The 15,343-nt window shown below is 51.2% G+C and carries 12 protein-coding genes; 2 read left to right on the forward strand and 10 right to left on the reverse strand.

Translation table 11 applies throughout. The annotated features are described in order from the left end of the window. Window positions 1–11: 11 nt before the first annotated feature. From dppC to dppA, 3 genes are all read right to left on the reverse strand, one after another. A complete protein-coding gene (dppC, locus tag QWJ20_RS17905; RefSeq protein WP_039513832.1) occupies window positions 12–914 on the reverse strand; it encodes a dipeptide ABC transporter permease DppC in 903 nt (300 codons plus the stop codon). A 13-nt stretch (window positions 915–927) separates the two neighbouring features. Then, window positions 928–1,947 carry a dipeptide ABC transporter permease DppB gene (gene dppB, locus QWJ20_RS17910; protein WP_010281089.1) on the reverse strand — a complete coding sequence of 340 codons (1,020 nt, stop codon included), beginning with the start codon at window positions 1,945–1,947 and terminating at the stop codon, window positions 928–930. A gap of 210 nt (window positions 1,948–2,157) precedes the next feature. Next, the gene (gene dppA / locus QWJ20_RS17915) at window positions 2,158–3,765 is read right to left on the reverse strand and encodes a dipeptide ABC transporter periplasmic-binding protein DppA (protein ID WP_095700999.1); all 1,608 of its coding nucleotides are present in this window, start codon (window positions 3,763–3,765) and stop codon (window positions 2,158–2,160) included. 1,462 nt (window positions 3,766–5,227) lie between these two features. Between dppA and QWJ20_RS17920 the strand changes: the two genes are divergently transcribed. Further along, window positions 5,228–6,571 carry a 2-hydroxycarboxylate transporter family protein gene (locus tag QWJ20_RS17920; protein WP_109412163.1) on the forward strand — a complete coding sequence of 448 codons (1,344 nt, stop codon included), beginning with the start codon at window positions 5,228–5,230 and terminating at the stop codon, window positions 6,569–6,571. A 157-nt stretch (window positions 6,572–6,728) separates the two neighbouring features. Here QWJ20_RS17920 and QWJ20_RS17925 read toward each other — a convergent pair whose 3' ends face one another. The 7 genes from QWJ20_RS17925 to ibpA all read right to left on the reverse strand — a co-directional run bounded on the left by QWJ20_RS17925 (window position 6,729) and on the right by ibpA (window position 14,694). After that, a complete protein-coding gene (locus tag QWJ20_RS17925) occupies window positions 6,729–6,995 on the reverse strand; it encodes a hypothetical protein (RefSeq protein WP_433993142.1) in 267 nt (88 codons plus the stop codon). A gap of 317 nt (window positions 6,996–7,312) precedes the next feature. Beyond that, window positions 7,313–8,035, reverse strand: a complete 723-nt coding sequence (dcuR, locus tag QWJ20_RS17930; RefSeq protein WP_010281107.1) for a two-component system response regulator DcuR — start codon at window positions 8,033–8,035, stop codon at window positions 7,313–7,315. Then, window positions 8,028–9,656 (reverse strand): sensor histidine kinase, encoded by a 1,629-nt coding sequence (locus QWJ20_RS17935; protein WP_095993322.1) that lies wholly within the window; start codon window positions 9,654–9,656, stop codon window positions 8,028–8,030. Before QWJ20_RS17935 ends, dcuR begins: the two co-directional genes overlap by 8 nt. Window positions 9,657–9,844: 188 nt before the next feature. Next, window positions 9,845–11,257 (reverse strand): anion permease, encoded by a 1,413-nt coding sequence (locus tag QWJ20_RS17940; protein ID WP_039508219.1) that lies wholly within the window; start codon window positions 11,255–11,257, stop codon window positions 9,845–9,847. A 571-nt stretch (window positions 11,258–11,828) separates the two neighbouring features. Then, window positions 11,829–13,487, reverse strand: coding sequence for a putative transporter (locus QWJ20_RS17945; RefSeq protein WP_433993143.1), 1,659 nt, complete (start codon window positions 13,485–13,487; stop codon window positions 11,829–11,831). A 175-nt stretch (window positions 13,488–13,662) separates the two neighbouring features. Beyond that, a complete protein-coding gene (ibpB, locus tag QWJ20_RS17950) occupies window positions 13,663–14,115 on the reverse strand; it encodes a small heat shock chaperone IbpB (RefSeq protein WP_095701005.1) in 453 nt (150 codons plus the stop codon). A 165-nt stretch (window positions 14,116–14,280) separates the two neighbouring features. Continuing rightward, window positions 14,281–14,694 carry a small heat shock chaperone IbpA gene (gene ibpA, locus QWJ20_RS17955; protein WP_095701006.1) on the reverse strand — a complete coding sequence of 138 codons (414 nt, stop codon included), beginning with the start codon at window positions 14,692–14,694 and terminating at the stop codon, window positions 14,281–14,283. Between the two features lie 267 nt (window positions 14,695–14,961). Here ibpA and QWJ20_RS17960 point away from each other — a divergent pair, with 267 nt between their 5' ends. Continuing rightward, entirely contained in the window at window positions 14,962–15,318 is a 357-nt protein-coding gene (locus tag QWJ20_RS17960) for a YceK/YidQ family lipoprotein (RefSeq protein WP_127157461.1), read from the forward strand. Window positions 15,319–15,343: the final 25 nt, after the last annotated feature.

Below are 15,343 nucleotides of genomic sequence, written 5' to 3' on the forward strand. Positions count from 1 at the left end.
CTCTACCTCTACTACTGCTTGAGTTTGGGGTCGAGAGCGTCACGCAAGCCGTCCCCCATCAGGTTAAACGCCAATACCGTCAGTAAGATTGCTACGCCGGGGAACGTCACCACCCACCAGGCGCTTTGCGCAAACTGCAAAACGTCCGACAGCATGGTGCCCCACTCTGGCGTTGGCGGCTGTGCGCCCATACCGAGGAAACCCAAAGCAGCCATATCAAGAATGGCGTTAGAAAAACCGAGAGAAGCCTGCACAATCAACGGTGCCAGGCAGTTCGGAAGGATGTTGACGAACATCTGGCGTGCCGAACTGGCTCCCGCCACGCGTGAAGCCGTGACGTAATCGCGATTGACTTCCACCAGTACTGCCGCGCGGGTCAAACGGACATAGTGCGGCAATGCCACGAAGGTCAGCGCCAGCGAGGCATTCACAATCGAAGGTCCGAAGACGGCCACCAGCACCAGCGCCAGCAGCAGGCTCGGCAGCGCCAGCATGATATCGACGATACGCATGATGAGCGCATCGACCACACCGCCGAAATACCCAGCCAGCAGACCGAAGATCACGCCCAGCACCAGCGACAGTGCCACCACCAGACAGCCAACCAGCAGCGACAGACGCGCGCCGTACATCAGACGGGACAGGACATCACGCCCGACGTCGTCCGTTCCCAGAATAAACTGCCAGCTTCCGCCCTCTTGCCAGACCGGCGGACGAAGCAGCGCATCGCGGAACTGCTCGGCGGGCGCATGCGGTGCCAACACATTGGCGCCAATGGCGATAATCAGCATCAGCACGACATACACCATGCCAACAACCGCGCCTTTGTTACGTTTAAAATAGTGCCAGAATTCCTGTAGCGGGGTCATCGGCTTCGGTGCGCTATTTACAACAGGTTCAGTGACGTGTGTCATCTTAGCCTTCCCCTTATTTCTTGTGACGGATGCGTGGGTTAACCACACCGTAGAGCACATCTACCAGCAGGTTCACCAGAATGATCATGGTTGCCACCAGCAGTACGCCGCCCTGAACCACCGGATAGTCACGACGCTGCAACGCATCGATTAACCACCGTCCCAGCCCCGGCCAGGAGAAAATGGTTTCCGTCAGGATCGCCCCGGCCAGCATGGTACCGACCTGTAAACCAATTACCGTTACCACCGGCAGCATCGCATTACGCAACGCGTGCACGACAATTACACGCAGACGGCTCAGCCCTTTGGCGCGCGCGGTACGGATGTAATCCTCACCCAGCACTTCCAGCATCGCAGAGCGCGTCATACGCACAATCACCGCCAGTGGAATGGTGCCCAGCACGATGGCAGGCAGGATCATGTGTTCAACCGCGTCGATAAAGTCGCCTTCCTCGCCCCAGAACAGGGTATCGATCAGCATAAAGCCGGTCAGCGGCATGCTGTCATCAAGGAAAATCGTATCGCTGATGCGTCCCGAAACGGGGGTAAGGTCAAGCTGAACGGAGACCAGCATAATCAGCATCATGCCCCACCAGAAGATAGGCATGGAGTAGCCCGTCAGCGCCAGGCCAACAGAGGTATGATCGAAAATGGAACCGCGTTTAACCGCAGCCAGCACACCAACCGGAATCCCCACTGCGATAGCAAACATCATCGCGCAGATACCCAGTTCCAGCGTCGCTTTGAAGCGAGGCACAAATTCTTCCCACACGGGGATACGGCTCTTGAGGGAGATCCCCAGATCGCCCTGCATCACACCGCCAATATAGTGGAGGTATTGCTGCCAAAGCGGCTTATCCAGCCCCATTTCAGCCAGCAATTGCGCATGACGCTCGGCGGAGATGCCCCGTTCCCCCGCCATGATCATCACCGGGTCGCCCGGAATCATGTGCACGAATGCGAAGGTTAATAGTGTGATACCAATAAACGTTGGGATAACTAACCCCAAACGCCGGAGTATGAACTGCAACATATCCCGAACTCTCTATTCATGCCCGTTGGCTCATTGGCCATCAGGCTTATCATTGCTCACAGCATAAAAAATCGTCAGGAACGATTTTAAACGTCGTGTACGACGGCCCACCGTAAAATTTAACGGGCAAGAAACCCCGCCTCCACGGCTCCTCTAACGAGAAACCGCAAGGTCGGGGTTTTTAATGTCCGTGAAAAACGAGTGGCTGACTTAATCCAACGTCACGTTGTTGAAGCTATGCACGCCACGTGGCTGAACCACATAACCTTTCACGTTTTTACGCACTGGCTCGTACACGGTGGAGTGCGCGACAATCAGCGCCGGAGCCTGATCGTGCATCACAACCTGCGCTTGTTTGTACAGCTCAATACGTTTTTCGTGATCGGAAATGGCACGCGCCGGCTGGATCAAATCTTCAAACGGCTTGTAGCACCACTTGGAGTAGTTGGAGCCATTTTTGGCAGCGTCACAGCTGAACAGGGTCGCGAAGAAGTTATCTGGATCCCCATTATCGCCAGTCCAACCCATCAGCACGGTCTGGTGCTCGCCGTCTTTCGCACGCTTCAGATACTCGCCCCACTCGTAGGTGACGATCTTGGCTTTCACGCCAACTTTCGCCCAGTCGGACTGAATCATTTCCGCCATACGACGGGCGTTCGGGTTGTACGGACGCTGTACCGGCATTGCCCACAGGTCGATAGAGAAACCGTCAGCCATACCTGCTTCTTTCAGCAGTGCTTTCGCTTTTTCAGGATCGTAGCTGTAGTCTTTAACGTCGTTGTTGTAGCCCCACATGGTCGGCGGGATCAGGTTGGTTGCGGCCTGGCCGGCCCCCTGATAAACCGCATCGATGATGGCAGACTTGTTCACCGCATAGTTCAGCGCCTGGCGAATCTTGACGTTATCCAGCGGTTTTTTCTCAACGTTGTAAGACAGGTAGCCAACGTTCAGGCCAGGCTGTTCCATCAACGTGATGTTCTTGTCTTCTTTCATGCGAGCAAGATCGGCCGGGTTTGGATACGGCATGATCTGGCATTCGTCTTTTTGCAGCTTGGCGTAACGCACAGACGCATCTGGCGTAATGGAGAAGACCAGACGGTCAATGCCCGGCTTGGTGCCCCAGAAGCCGTCAAAGGCTTTGTACAGAATACGGGAATCTTTCTGGTACTGCTGCAGCTGGAATGGGCCTGTACCGATTGGGTTCAGGTCAATCTTCTCTGGTGTACCAGCTTTCAGCATGTTATCCGCGTATTCCGCGGACAGGATGGAAGCGAAGTCCATCGCCAGGTTTGCCAGGAACGGCGCTTCAGGGCGGTTCAGCACAAAGCGGACGGTATGATCGTCTACTTTCTCGATTTTGCTGACCAGTTCCGGCATACCCATACCTTGATAGTATTCATAGCTGCCGCCAGATACTTTGTGGTACGGATTGTTGGCATCCTGCTGACGCATGAAGGAGAAAATCACGTCATCGGCATTGAATTCACGAGAAGGTTTGAAATCCTTGCTGTCTTGCCATTTCACGCCTTTGCGCAAATGGAAAGTATAGGTTTTGCCGTCTTCGCTAATATCCCATTTTTCAGCCAGACCCGGACCGGTGTCCGTGGTGCCGTCTTTAAATTCCACCAGGCGGTTATAAATAGGAATAGAGCTGGCATCAAACGTGGTACCAGAGGTGAACAGCTGCGGGTTAAAACCTTCTGGGGAGCCTTCTGAACAGTACACCAGCGTCTTTGCCTGAACGCCTGCAGCGACGGACATGGCGAGCAAGCCAAGGCCGAACTTCAACACCCTTGATTTAACCAGGGATTTTTCCATTACTTGTGCTCCATTGTGGATGATGTTGTGTGCTATACCCGCCATACTCCAAGCTGCATACGCGTTAATACTGTCGTTAAACGCACAGTGGTTAACAGCGCTGATAGTCCGTCCGCATCTCGAAATCAATTGGGTATGGTTGGCCAGACCTGTATTTTTTACGAACTGTGGTCTGTACCCTGTCGCCCGAAGGCAAAATTCAAATAATGAGGAAGAGGAAAGGTGGTTACCAAAACCGATGGCCGCCACGCTGTTGGATATAGTCATAATAACTACAACGTATACCTTGAAGCGCCACAACCCGCTCACGGATGCTGGATGAAGACGTAGAATCATTCAGACAAGCCGCTGCTTTCCTCCTTATATCCCTATGACGCCCTCAATTTCTCAACAGATGGCGGTGACGTCAATATAAGCTGTAAGGATTTACAAAATTTCCTTACATTTTCTTAAAAGAGAAAATACACGTTCACCACCCCAATGAAGGCAGATATTTTGTCTTTTGATGAAAAAATAGCGATAAAAACCGATACATTGCAGACATAAAGAAATTATCACCATTAAAAAAACTATAGTCATCTGGTCTTACATGTCCAAGATTTGAGCACTATTTTTTGTTAAAAACGTTAACAACAGGTGAAAACTCTGACAGATAATAAGAAATTCTGATATTTACCACGGCACCATAAGTAGCCAAATGACTATCTACGCTACATAAAAAAACTCTATACGACATAAAAAACGTGGTTTCCCCCTCTTTCGACGGTCCGCAAGCTCGCTCTTCATCGTTCTTTATCTGTGGGATAGCCATGACCAGAGGTTTGTTGCTGGATACCTCCGCTAGATAAAGCATAGATAAAAAGGCGGCTGATACGGGGTCGAGAACGCATTTTGTCCTACGCAGCATTGTCAGAGGCCTTACCGACGATAAAATGATATTGCTCAACAATTAGTTGGCTATTTTAGTTAAATAAATATTCTCACTAAAATGAAAGCACGCTATTTACTTATTCTCATAAAGTGGTATTTTCACTCTGTGATTCACCTCTCCTTCTGTTTTAACTCCCCACGCCCCTCAATAAATTATTTTAATTACAAAAAAATAATATAAATTATTTAAAATGGAGTTGCAGATAAGTTCACAAATACGTAATTAACGTATTATTTTTAACATTCCCTCATGCTAGATTACCCTCCAACAAGATTCATTGTTAAATAACACCAACCATTTATTATCTTTTTGTTACTAACTGATAAAAAACAAAAAAACGTATTTTTCTGCTTTCTGATAATAAACATCCCGCCGCCATTGGCATTAGCAACGCTCGATATCCACACCGATATCAGCAAGCAAAAAGCCAATAAAATGCGTCGATAACGATGCGTTACCAATATCTCAACGAGATTACACGGCAGGTATGTCATTTCTTTCTGTACCAACTGTCCTAGCAGGGTGAATATAATGAAAAAAATTGAAACTGATATTTTATGTGAGAACGATCTCGCTCTGGAAACACAAGAATCGTTTATCGGGGGATTTTTTAAAAAGAAAATCGGCTCCGTTCCCGTTGCGCTTTTTATGGCGATTGCCGCCATTGTCGCTATCGCTGCCTACGAAGGATATTTGCCTAAAAATATGATTGGCGGTTTCGCCGTCATCATGACGATGGGTTTTTTACTGGCACACATTGGCAGCAACATCCCCGTGTTCAAAGATATCGGCGGCCCGGCCATTCTGTGCCTGATGGTGCCTTCCGTTATGGTGTATTTTGAGCTGTTCAACGATAACACCATGAAAACCGTCCACCTGCTGATGAAAGAGGCGAACTTCCTGTATTTCGTCATCGCCTGTCTGGTGGTCGGCAGTATTCTGGGTATGAACCGCAAAATCCTGATTCAGGGGATGGTGCGTATGTTCGTCCCGCTGGTCGTCGGCACCGCAACCGCGCTGGCAACCGGTTTACTGGTTGGTAAGCTGTGCGGCTACAGCGTTTATCACACTTTCTTCTTCATCATCGTGCCCATTATCGGTGGCGGCATTGGTGAAGGTATCCTACCGTTATCCTTAGCCTATTCTGCCATTCTGGGAGAAAGCCCGGATGTCTATGTTGCCCAGTTAGCGCCTGCTGCCGTTGTCGGTAACATCTTCGCGATTCTGTGTGCTGGAGTGCTGTCCCGTCTGGGTATGCGCCGCAAGGATCTGAACGGCGAAGGCCGTCTGGTTCGCAGTGATGAAGACAACGCGATGTTTGCCGTCAACGAAGCGCCAAAGCCGGTCGATTTTCACCTAATGGGTGGCGGACTGTTGATGATTTGCGCCTTCTTCATCGTCGGTGGCCTGTTTGAGAAACTGGTACACATCCCAGGCCCCGTTCTGATGATTCTGATCGCCGTCTTCTGCAAATACGGACGCGTGATTCCAGCGATTATGGAAACTGGCGCACACAGCGTTTACAAGTTCGTCTCCAGTTCTCTGGTGTGGCCGCTGATGATCGGGCTGGGCATGTTGTATATCCCGCTGGAAAGCGTTGTCGCAGTATTCTCTGTGGGTTATGTCATCGTCTGTGGTTCTGTGGTGCTGTCCATGGCGCTGGTGAGCTTCCTGATTGCGCCTTACCTGAACATGTACCCCATTGAAGCTTCCATCGTGACCACGTGCCACAGCGGGCTGGGTGGTACGGGTGATGTGGCGATTCTGTCCGCTTCTAACCGTATGTCTCTGATGCCGTTCGCACAGATCGCTACCCGTATCGGCGGCGCATCTACCGTCATCGCTGCAACGCTGCTGTTGGGCTGGGTTGTCTAACCCAACCACGGTTCCCACTAACGAAAACGCCACGGTGATTACCGTGGCGTTTTTATTTATTCAGCGCTATTTATTCACCGCTTTTTATTCACAGTACTGGCGCAGCAAGTCCTGCTTTTCCGGCAGCAGCTATTGGTAACGATTTGGCTTACCGCAACTATCTAATTTTTTTGAAAATGATCAGGATCAGAGTCATACACACAGGAAAACCAATTAAAGCAACCTCAAGAACATTATCTGTGACCTTATAAATATTTTCTATAACAGCCTCATGATATTCGATAGTAACCACCTTCTCTTGTAGCATGGGACTCTTGTCATCTAACGGAAAAATAGCAAGAAAGATCCACAGATAATATGCAAAAGTTACTAATGTTATTCCTACCCAGCGCATAAAAGTCTTACATTCACTTGTTAACATCATGCATCCCTTCTAATAACCCACCGACAGTACCACCAGAGTAAGGTGATATTTTACCTATACCAGAAACAACCTCGGACACGACTCTTAAAGTGGTATCTTCCCTTATCGGTGTACAGTTATCAGTCTCAGGCTTAATATTTTCCCGTGGGTTCCGCCACAGCCCTAACCCGCGGCCGTACTGCATAAATTTATTGTGTTCCACTAAACCAGTTCCATTTGGTTTCATCATCACTGAATTGTGATAGCACAAGGCGGGATCGCTCCCGCCTCGTTTCTGTTTCTGCTTGCCTTATTCAGCGCTATTTATTCACAGCCTTTTATTCACAGTATTGGCGCAGAGAGTCCTGTTTTTCTGGCAGCAGACGATACAGATACACCGGTCGACCGGTTGAGCCGTACAGGATATTGGTGGTCAGGATGCCAGTATCAGACAGGTAGATCAGGTACTTACGGCAGGAGACGCGGGAGATACCAATCGCGTTCGCCAGCATTTCGGTGGAGAACTCGATGCCCTGATTGCCTTCAATCCACTCGCAGACGGTACGCAGCGTCAGGCTAGTCAGCCCTTTCGGCAATTTCTTACGTTCGCTAACCGTGCTACTGCTGGTACGACGAATCAGGTTATCAATATCCGACTGCCCAACAAAATCGCGGTGCTTGAACAAGTTCGCCTCTTCGCGATAGGCGGTCAGCGCCTGTTCGAAACGCGAGAACTGGAAAGGCTTAATCAGATAGTCCACCACACCGTAGTGCAGCGCTTTCTTGATGGTGTACACATCGCTGGCAGACGAGATGATGATAACGTCCGTCTTTTCACTGAATTCACGGATAGTCGGCAGCAGATCCAGTCCATTATCCTGCTGCATATAAATATCCAGCAATACCAAATCGATTTCCGAGTCAGGTTGCATCAGCAGGTTTCGCGCCTGCTGCAATGTGGGGACGGTCGCATAGCAGCTAAATCCAGAAACCTGGTTCAGATAAGATTTGTTAAGCTCTGCAACCATGGCATCGTCATCAACAATCAGTACATTAATCATGGTCAAACAGCCTTGCTTGATAAGGAATAGTAACGAAAAACTGGGTGTACACCTCAGGTTCTGATTCAAACTCGATAGTGCCGCCAATCTTCTCCAGACTCTGCTTGGTCAGGTACAGGCCGATACCGCGCCCGCTGCCTTTGGTAGAGAATCCCTGTTCATAAATGCGCGCCTGACTCTCCGGCGAAATGCCGGGGCCGTCATCCCCCACGGTACAGTGAAGGCGGCCATTCTGATGGTGGAAGCTCACGCTGATTTCGCAGTTTTCCTGCCTATCAATCGCGTCCATCGCATTCTCAATCAGATTACCCAATACGGTAATCAATTCATTCGTCGCATCGACGTCATCGGTATCCGGCAGCAGACTCTCCTCACTGATGGAGAGCGTAATGCCGAGATCGCGCGCGCGGTTGATTTTACCCAACAGGAAGCCGGCAATCACTGGCGATTTCACTTTACGAATAATCGAACCAATTTCCGCCTGATAATTATTGGCGGTCTTCAGGATATAATCTTCCAGCTGCGAGTAATATTTTAAGTGCAGCATCCCCAGGATCACGTGCAGCTTGTTCATAAACTCGTGCGATTGCGCACGCAGCGCATCCGCATAGTAGGACATCCCACTCAACCGTTGCAGCAACTGGCTGATCTCCGTTTTATCACGGAATGTCGCAATCGCACCGATAATGTCGCCCTTCACAAAAACCGGAACGGTGTTAGTCAGCAGCAGGTGGCCGTTAAAGCTAATCTCTTCATCGCGCCGCGGCGTACCACTCTCCAGTACCTGCTTCAGGTGCAGATGTTCAAGCCACTGGTCGCTGACGCGTTCAGTTGGCTTCGAAGCCGGCGTTTCACTGCCCTGTGGCTTATTCTGCCGGAAAAGCCGTCGCGCCTCATCATTGATGACCGTAATCCGACCATGCTGATCGACCGCGATAACGCCTTCTTTGATGTGTTTGAGCATCGCGTTACGCTGTTCAAACAGGTTCGAGATCTCAAACGGCTCGAATCCCAACATAATGCGCTTGAGCACTTTCACCAGAATCAACGTGCCCAGCCAGCCGACCAGCGCCCCCGCCAAGAGCGTCCAGGGAATCATCCAGCGGTTATCGCTGATCACCTTCTGCACGCTGGTTAAGGCAATCCCCAGCGCGACGACGCCAACCTGCTTATGGTTGCTGTCGAAAACCGGTGTAAAGACCCGCAGCGCGGGATCGAGCGTACCCCGGTTGATGGCCGTATTTTCCATGCCAAGCAGCGCCGGGTAGATATCCCGACCGGCAAAATGCTCACCAATTCTTTCCGGTTCAGGGTGGCTATGGCGCACCGTATCCATGTCCGTGACGGTGACGAAGAGCAGCTGATTACGCTGACGAATCGTCTCCGCAGCCGCCTGCACTTCCTCAGGCCGACCAATCCCTTTAAGTTCATCAATAACCACGGGAGAGGCTGCAAATGTGCGAGCAATGGCAAAGGCTTTTTCTCGCAGATGATCTTCTGAAAGCTGATTAATGCGAAAAAACAGCAAGGAATAGACCACCAGCAACACCGCGCCAAGCACAACTGACACCATCAGAAACACCGATGTTCCCAGCTTTAGCGGTGCCTTTTTCTTGCCCATGTCACTCTCCGAAACCACCATCATCACACCGTTATCTTATACTGTTTCGTCGCGTTTCGCGTGCCGTGATGCATACGCCCCGTCACAAGGACAGGGCGTAGGCTTGAAGAAAGGAAATTTGGCTTAACGTTGCGGTACATTTCTTGTGTCAGGAATGTTTCGCATCAGGAAAGCCAGCAGTACTGCGTTTACCAGAAACCGAGCAGTTTCCACCACATTCCGCCAACACCCAGCCAGATAGGGATGATGACCAGACTGACCAGGAAGCCGATCTTCCACCAGGTTCCCAGCGGCACGTAGCCGGTTCCGAACAAAATTGGTGCCGGGCCACTAGAGTAGTGGGTCGTGGACATAAACAGGTTACTGAAGATACCGAATACCAGTACGGTCAGCATCGGCGGCGCACCCGCAGCCAGCGCGATAGAGACAAAAATCGCATACATGGCGCTGATGTGGGCAATCGCACTCGCCATCAAGTAGTGGCTGTAGTAGTAAACCAGCAGCAGCAGACCCAGCATAGGCAGCCAGTGCATCCCACTCACCGCATTACCGGCCAATCCGCCCAGCCAGGCAATCAGGCCCATCTTGTTGAGCTGGCCAGCCAGCGTCATCAGTACGGCAAACCACACCACGGTGTGCCAGGCTTCTTTCTCACTGACTACATCGTCCCAGGTCAGCGCACGGCTGAGCAACAGCACGCTCAGGCCCGCCAGCGCGGTCAGGGTTGCATCGATATTCAGCGTGGAACCCAGCACCCAGAAGGTCACCAGACCCAGGAACACGCCCAGCACCACCCACTCGTCGCGGGTCATTTTGCCCATTTCACGCAGCCTTTCGACGGCGATCGCACGCATTTCTGAGGTTTTCTTCAGTTCAGGCGGATAGAAACGGTAGATCAGGTAAGGAATCAGCGCCAAAGACAGGAAGCCCGGCAGCAGTGTTGCTAACGCCCAATCCGTCCAACTGATCTGAATACCAAACTGGGAAGCCAGCTTCGCCACCATCGGGTTACCCGCCATGGAGGTCATAAACATCGCGGAAGTCACGGCGTTACACTGGAAAATGGACTGCACCAGAAACGCACCAATGCGACGCTGCGTGCCTTTTTCCGGCGTGGAGTCATAGGCTTCGGCAATTGATCGGAACAGCGGAGTGATGATCCCGCCGCAGCGTGCAGACGTGGAAGGCATGGCCGGAGCGAACATCAGGTCGGTAAACACCAGACCATACGCCAGACCGAGTGAGCTATTTCCCAGCTTGCTGATGAACAGCAGACCAATGCGGCGGCCAAAGCCGGTTTTGATAAAGCCGCGAGAGATAAAGAAGGCACAGGCGATCATCCAAATGGTGGGATCGCTAAAGCCCGCCAGCACATCTTTAATGGGTAATAACCCTAATATGGCGACCGAGGTCAGGCTGAACATCGCCATCGCGCCAAGCGGGTAAGGAGAGAGAATCAGACCGACAACCGTGGCAATGAAAATCGCCATCAGATGCCAGGCATCGGGTTTAACCCCATCAGGAACCGGCAATAACCATAAGCCACCGGCAATACAAAGGATAACTAGAAGCTTTATCAACCTGCTGTTATTCGCAGACATAAGAACACCACTCTTCATTAAAACGGATTCTGTATTCCCCGTCATACTTCGAGTCACGCTCAAATTATTCAGGAGATATTCACGACGGATGTCCCGTGCGGAGGAGTGGGTATTTCGTTATTCTTCCTTCGTCACCCTGCTGAAAACAACGCAACAGGAATCATCTGCGGAAAAAAAAGACGAGAAAACAAGGGTTCTGGGTGCTTCTCTCGTCTTGTCAAATCAAGTGATAATGAAGAGATAGTATTATAATGCGCCTATAAAATAGCGTAACTTTAGTTACTAAAATGGTTCATTAATTTATTTAAGAAACTATCATTGTTTTAATTTCCTGATAAAAAACCCTTGAAATTCAATAATAATTGACATTTAAAGAACATAAAATTAACGAAGTTAACGACAATGCAATGATAAAAAAACCTTATACCTAACAGTGGTAATATAATTCTTTTCCAGACAGTCAGTTATCTATTCCTTATTTATTCACTCAGGTATTCCTCTATTAAAAAATAAAGAAATAAATCGCCATTATTCGACGAAAAAATATTATTTTTTATCCAGCTGATAACATTTAGAGGGTAAGAAAAAGTACGGCTAACAGCTGCGGCGACATAATGCGCAGAAACATCGCCAACGGATAAACCGTCGCATAAGACAGCGCCGCCGCACCGCTGGTCGGGTGTAGCCCATTGGCAAACGCCAGCGCAGGTGGATCGGTCATGGAGCCCGCCAACATGCCGCACAGCGTCAGGTAGTTCATCTTACCCAGCGTCCGCGCCAGTACGCCGACAAGCAGCAGCGGCACAATGGTAATCAGCGCACCATAGCCAATCCACCATACCCCATCGCCGTTCAATAACGTATCGACGAAGTCGCCGCCGGATTTCAGTCCCACCACCGATAAGAACAGCACGATACCGAGTTCACGCAGCGCCAGATTTGCACTGGGCGGCATAAACCAGTGAAGTTTACCGATCCCGCCGATGCGCCCCAGCACCAGCGCCACGACCAGCGGCCCACCCGCCAGCCCGAGCCGCAGCGCGACAGGAAAGCCGGGAATCATCAGCGGTACCGAGCCCAACAACACGCCCAGCCCAATACCGATAAAGACGGGCAGCATCTGCACCTGCTGGAGTTTTTGCTGCGCGTTTCCCACGATATCCGCGACGGCATCGATCGCCGCTTTTCGCCCGACCAGATTCAGAATATCGCCAAATTGCAGGCTGGCTTGATTGCTGGCAACCAGCTCAACGCCCGCACGATTCAGGCGCGAGATCACGACATCGTAGTTTTGCTTCAGATTAAGCTCGCGAATCTTGCGTCCCAGCACCTTCTCATTCGTCACCACCACGCGTTCAACGTGCAGATCCGTACCGCGCGTCGAGAGCGATGCCTCAACTTCATTACCGATGACCAGACGCGCCTGCTCCAGATCGTTTTTCGCACCAACCAGATGCAGATAATCGCCCAGTTGGATCAGCGTCTGCGGCGACGGCACCATCAGCTCATCACCACGTTTCAGGCGGGAGCAGACGATAGTGTCGCGGTTCAGAATCGGCACAGCCTGAATCGCCAACCCTTGCAGATTGCTATTCGTCACCGACACATTCATCGTGTGCAGTTGCTCGTGATGCAGACCGCTGCTGACTTCAAACTGCTTTGCCTCGTTCTCCACCGCTACGCGGAACAGAACACGCATCAGCCACATCACCAGTAAAATGACGCAGATCCCCAGCGGGTACGCCATTGCGTAGCCCGTCCCCATCTGGTTCACCAAGGCGGTACTCGAACCGAGATCGGTCAGTATCTGTTGACCCGCGCCCAGCGACGGCGTGTTAGTCACCGCACCGGAGAAAATACCGAGGATAATGGGCAAAGGAATATTGAGCAGTTTGTGCAGCAGGACGGTCACCACACAGCCGAGGAACACCGTCAGCAGAGCAAACGCATTGAGGCGCAGGCCAGATACCCGCAGAGAGGAAAAGAAACCCGGCCCGACCTGAATGCCAATGGTATAGACAAACAGAATCAGCCCGAACTCCTGGATGACGTGCAACATGTCATCGTTCAGTTGAATCTGGTACTGATGGGCAACATGCCCGACGATGATCCCACCGAACAGAACCCCGCCAATCCCTAAACCGACGCCATAAATTCGCCAGTTGCCGATCCATAACCCCAGAACCGCAACCAGCGCCAGCATACTCACGGTAAGTGCGATATCACTCATACCCGTATCCTTTGCGGACGTTTTTATTGGGAAATGTCACTGCTGCAATACTCTGTAATGAGTATGTTTTGATTCTGGCAGAATGCCGGGGCGGGAAACGTGGCGGGCAACACAAAACCGCGCCCGTAATGATACGAGCGCGGGAAATCATCAAACAAATAATTCGGATATCGCGTTATGACACGTCTTCAGCAGGCTGCTGGTTCAATGCCGGACGGTCACTATTAATGGCGATACGCTGAGGCTGCAAGGCTTCCGGCACGTCACGCACCAGATCGATATGCAGCAGGCCATTTTCAAAGTGTGCCTCGGACACATGCAGATGCTCGGCCAGCGTGAAGCTCAGCGAGAAAGGTTTAAACACCAGCCCCTGATGCAGATATTCCACGGCTTTCTCGGACGGTGCCGGGCTGCCTTTCACGGTCAAGCGCGGGCCTTCTACTTCGATATCCAGATCGCTCTGCCGGAACCCTGCCAGCGCGAGCGTGATGCGGTAGTGGTTGTCGTCTTTCTTCTCGATATTGTACGGAGGAAAATCAATCGGTTCCTGACTGCCCTGCATTGAGCTGGCTAATTTGTCAAAACCGATCCACTGACGCAGTAAAGGTGATAAATCGTAGTTACGCATAATATGACTCCTTCTAAGAAGCGAGATTAAGATGCCCATGCGGGCGTACCCTATGCCAGCCACGGTTCCATAGCTGGCGTCGTCCCCATTCGGCAGACGAAGCGTTAATTCATGGCATTACCTTTTCAGGCAATGCGCGATTCGTGCAAATGACGCGATGTTGGTTTACTTGATTTCAATCCGACGCGGCTTCATCGCTTCCGGCACGATACGTTCGAGATCGACGTACAGCAGCCCGTTTTCCAGATTGGCGCCTTTTACCTGAATATGTTCGGCCAGCTGGAATTTACGCTCGAAGTTGCGCTCGGCAATCCCCTGATACAGGTAGTTACGGGCAACCTGCTCACCGGCGTGGGCACCTTTCACAATCAGTAAGTTGTCGTGCGCGGTGATGTCCAGTTCCTGCTCAGCGAAGCCCGCTACGGCAATCGCAATGCGGTATTGGTTCTCGTCAACCAGTTCGACGTTGTAGGGAGGGTAGCCGCCGTTACTCTGGGTCTGCCCGGTTTCTAAGAGATTAAACAGGCGATCAAAACCAATAGCGGAACGGTACAGTGGGGAAAAATCGGGGTTACGCATAAAACAGCCTCCTAAACATGCAGCGAGGATTTATTTTTTACCTTCCCTAAGGACAGGCTCACAGCCGAGACGGATACCCTGACGGCGTATCGTTTTCTTCCGGCTTATTATCAATATGGTGACCCCCCTCAGACTTTCAAGAGGCAAAAAGGAAAAATCGCTGGGTTTCATGCAATATTCACTTACGCTGCGGGTGTTATCACATACACTCAAGATAGGCAGGCTCTGGAATCCGCTCTGGCAGCAGGTTCTTAATGGACAGGTAATATGACCTTACTGAAAAGTGCGTTGTTCTCTTTCATCATTACCAGTAGTGGCGCAGTGGCAACCAGCGGTTGCTCCAGCGTGATGACGCATACTGGAAACGATCAGGGATACTATTCCGGCACGCGCGCCGGTGTGGATATGCTGCGTGACGACGACACCAGTTGGGCGATGATGCCGCTGGTCGCTATCGACCTGCCGTTCTCGGCGGTGGCCGACACCCTGCTGCTGCCCTACGACTACTATCGCTCAGGCAGCGATAAGAAAAAACTGTCGACGCGCGAACGCATTTCACACAGCGAAGAGCAGAACCAAACCGCCAGCTCACAGCTTGCCACCTCACCGCATAATCAGCTTTGATAGTACTGCACTCGCCATGAGTCCA

Source organism: Pectobacterium sp. S5, from assembly GCF_051707265.1.
Lineage (GTDB): Bacteria > Pseudomonadota > Gammaproteobacteria > Enterobacterales > Enterobacteriaceae > Pectobacterium > Pectobacterium polare.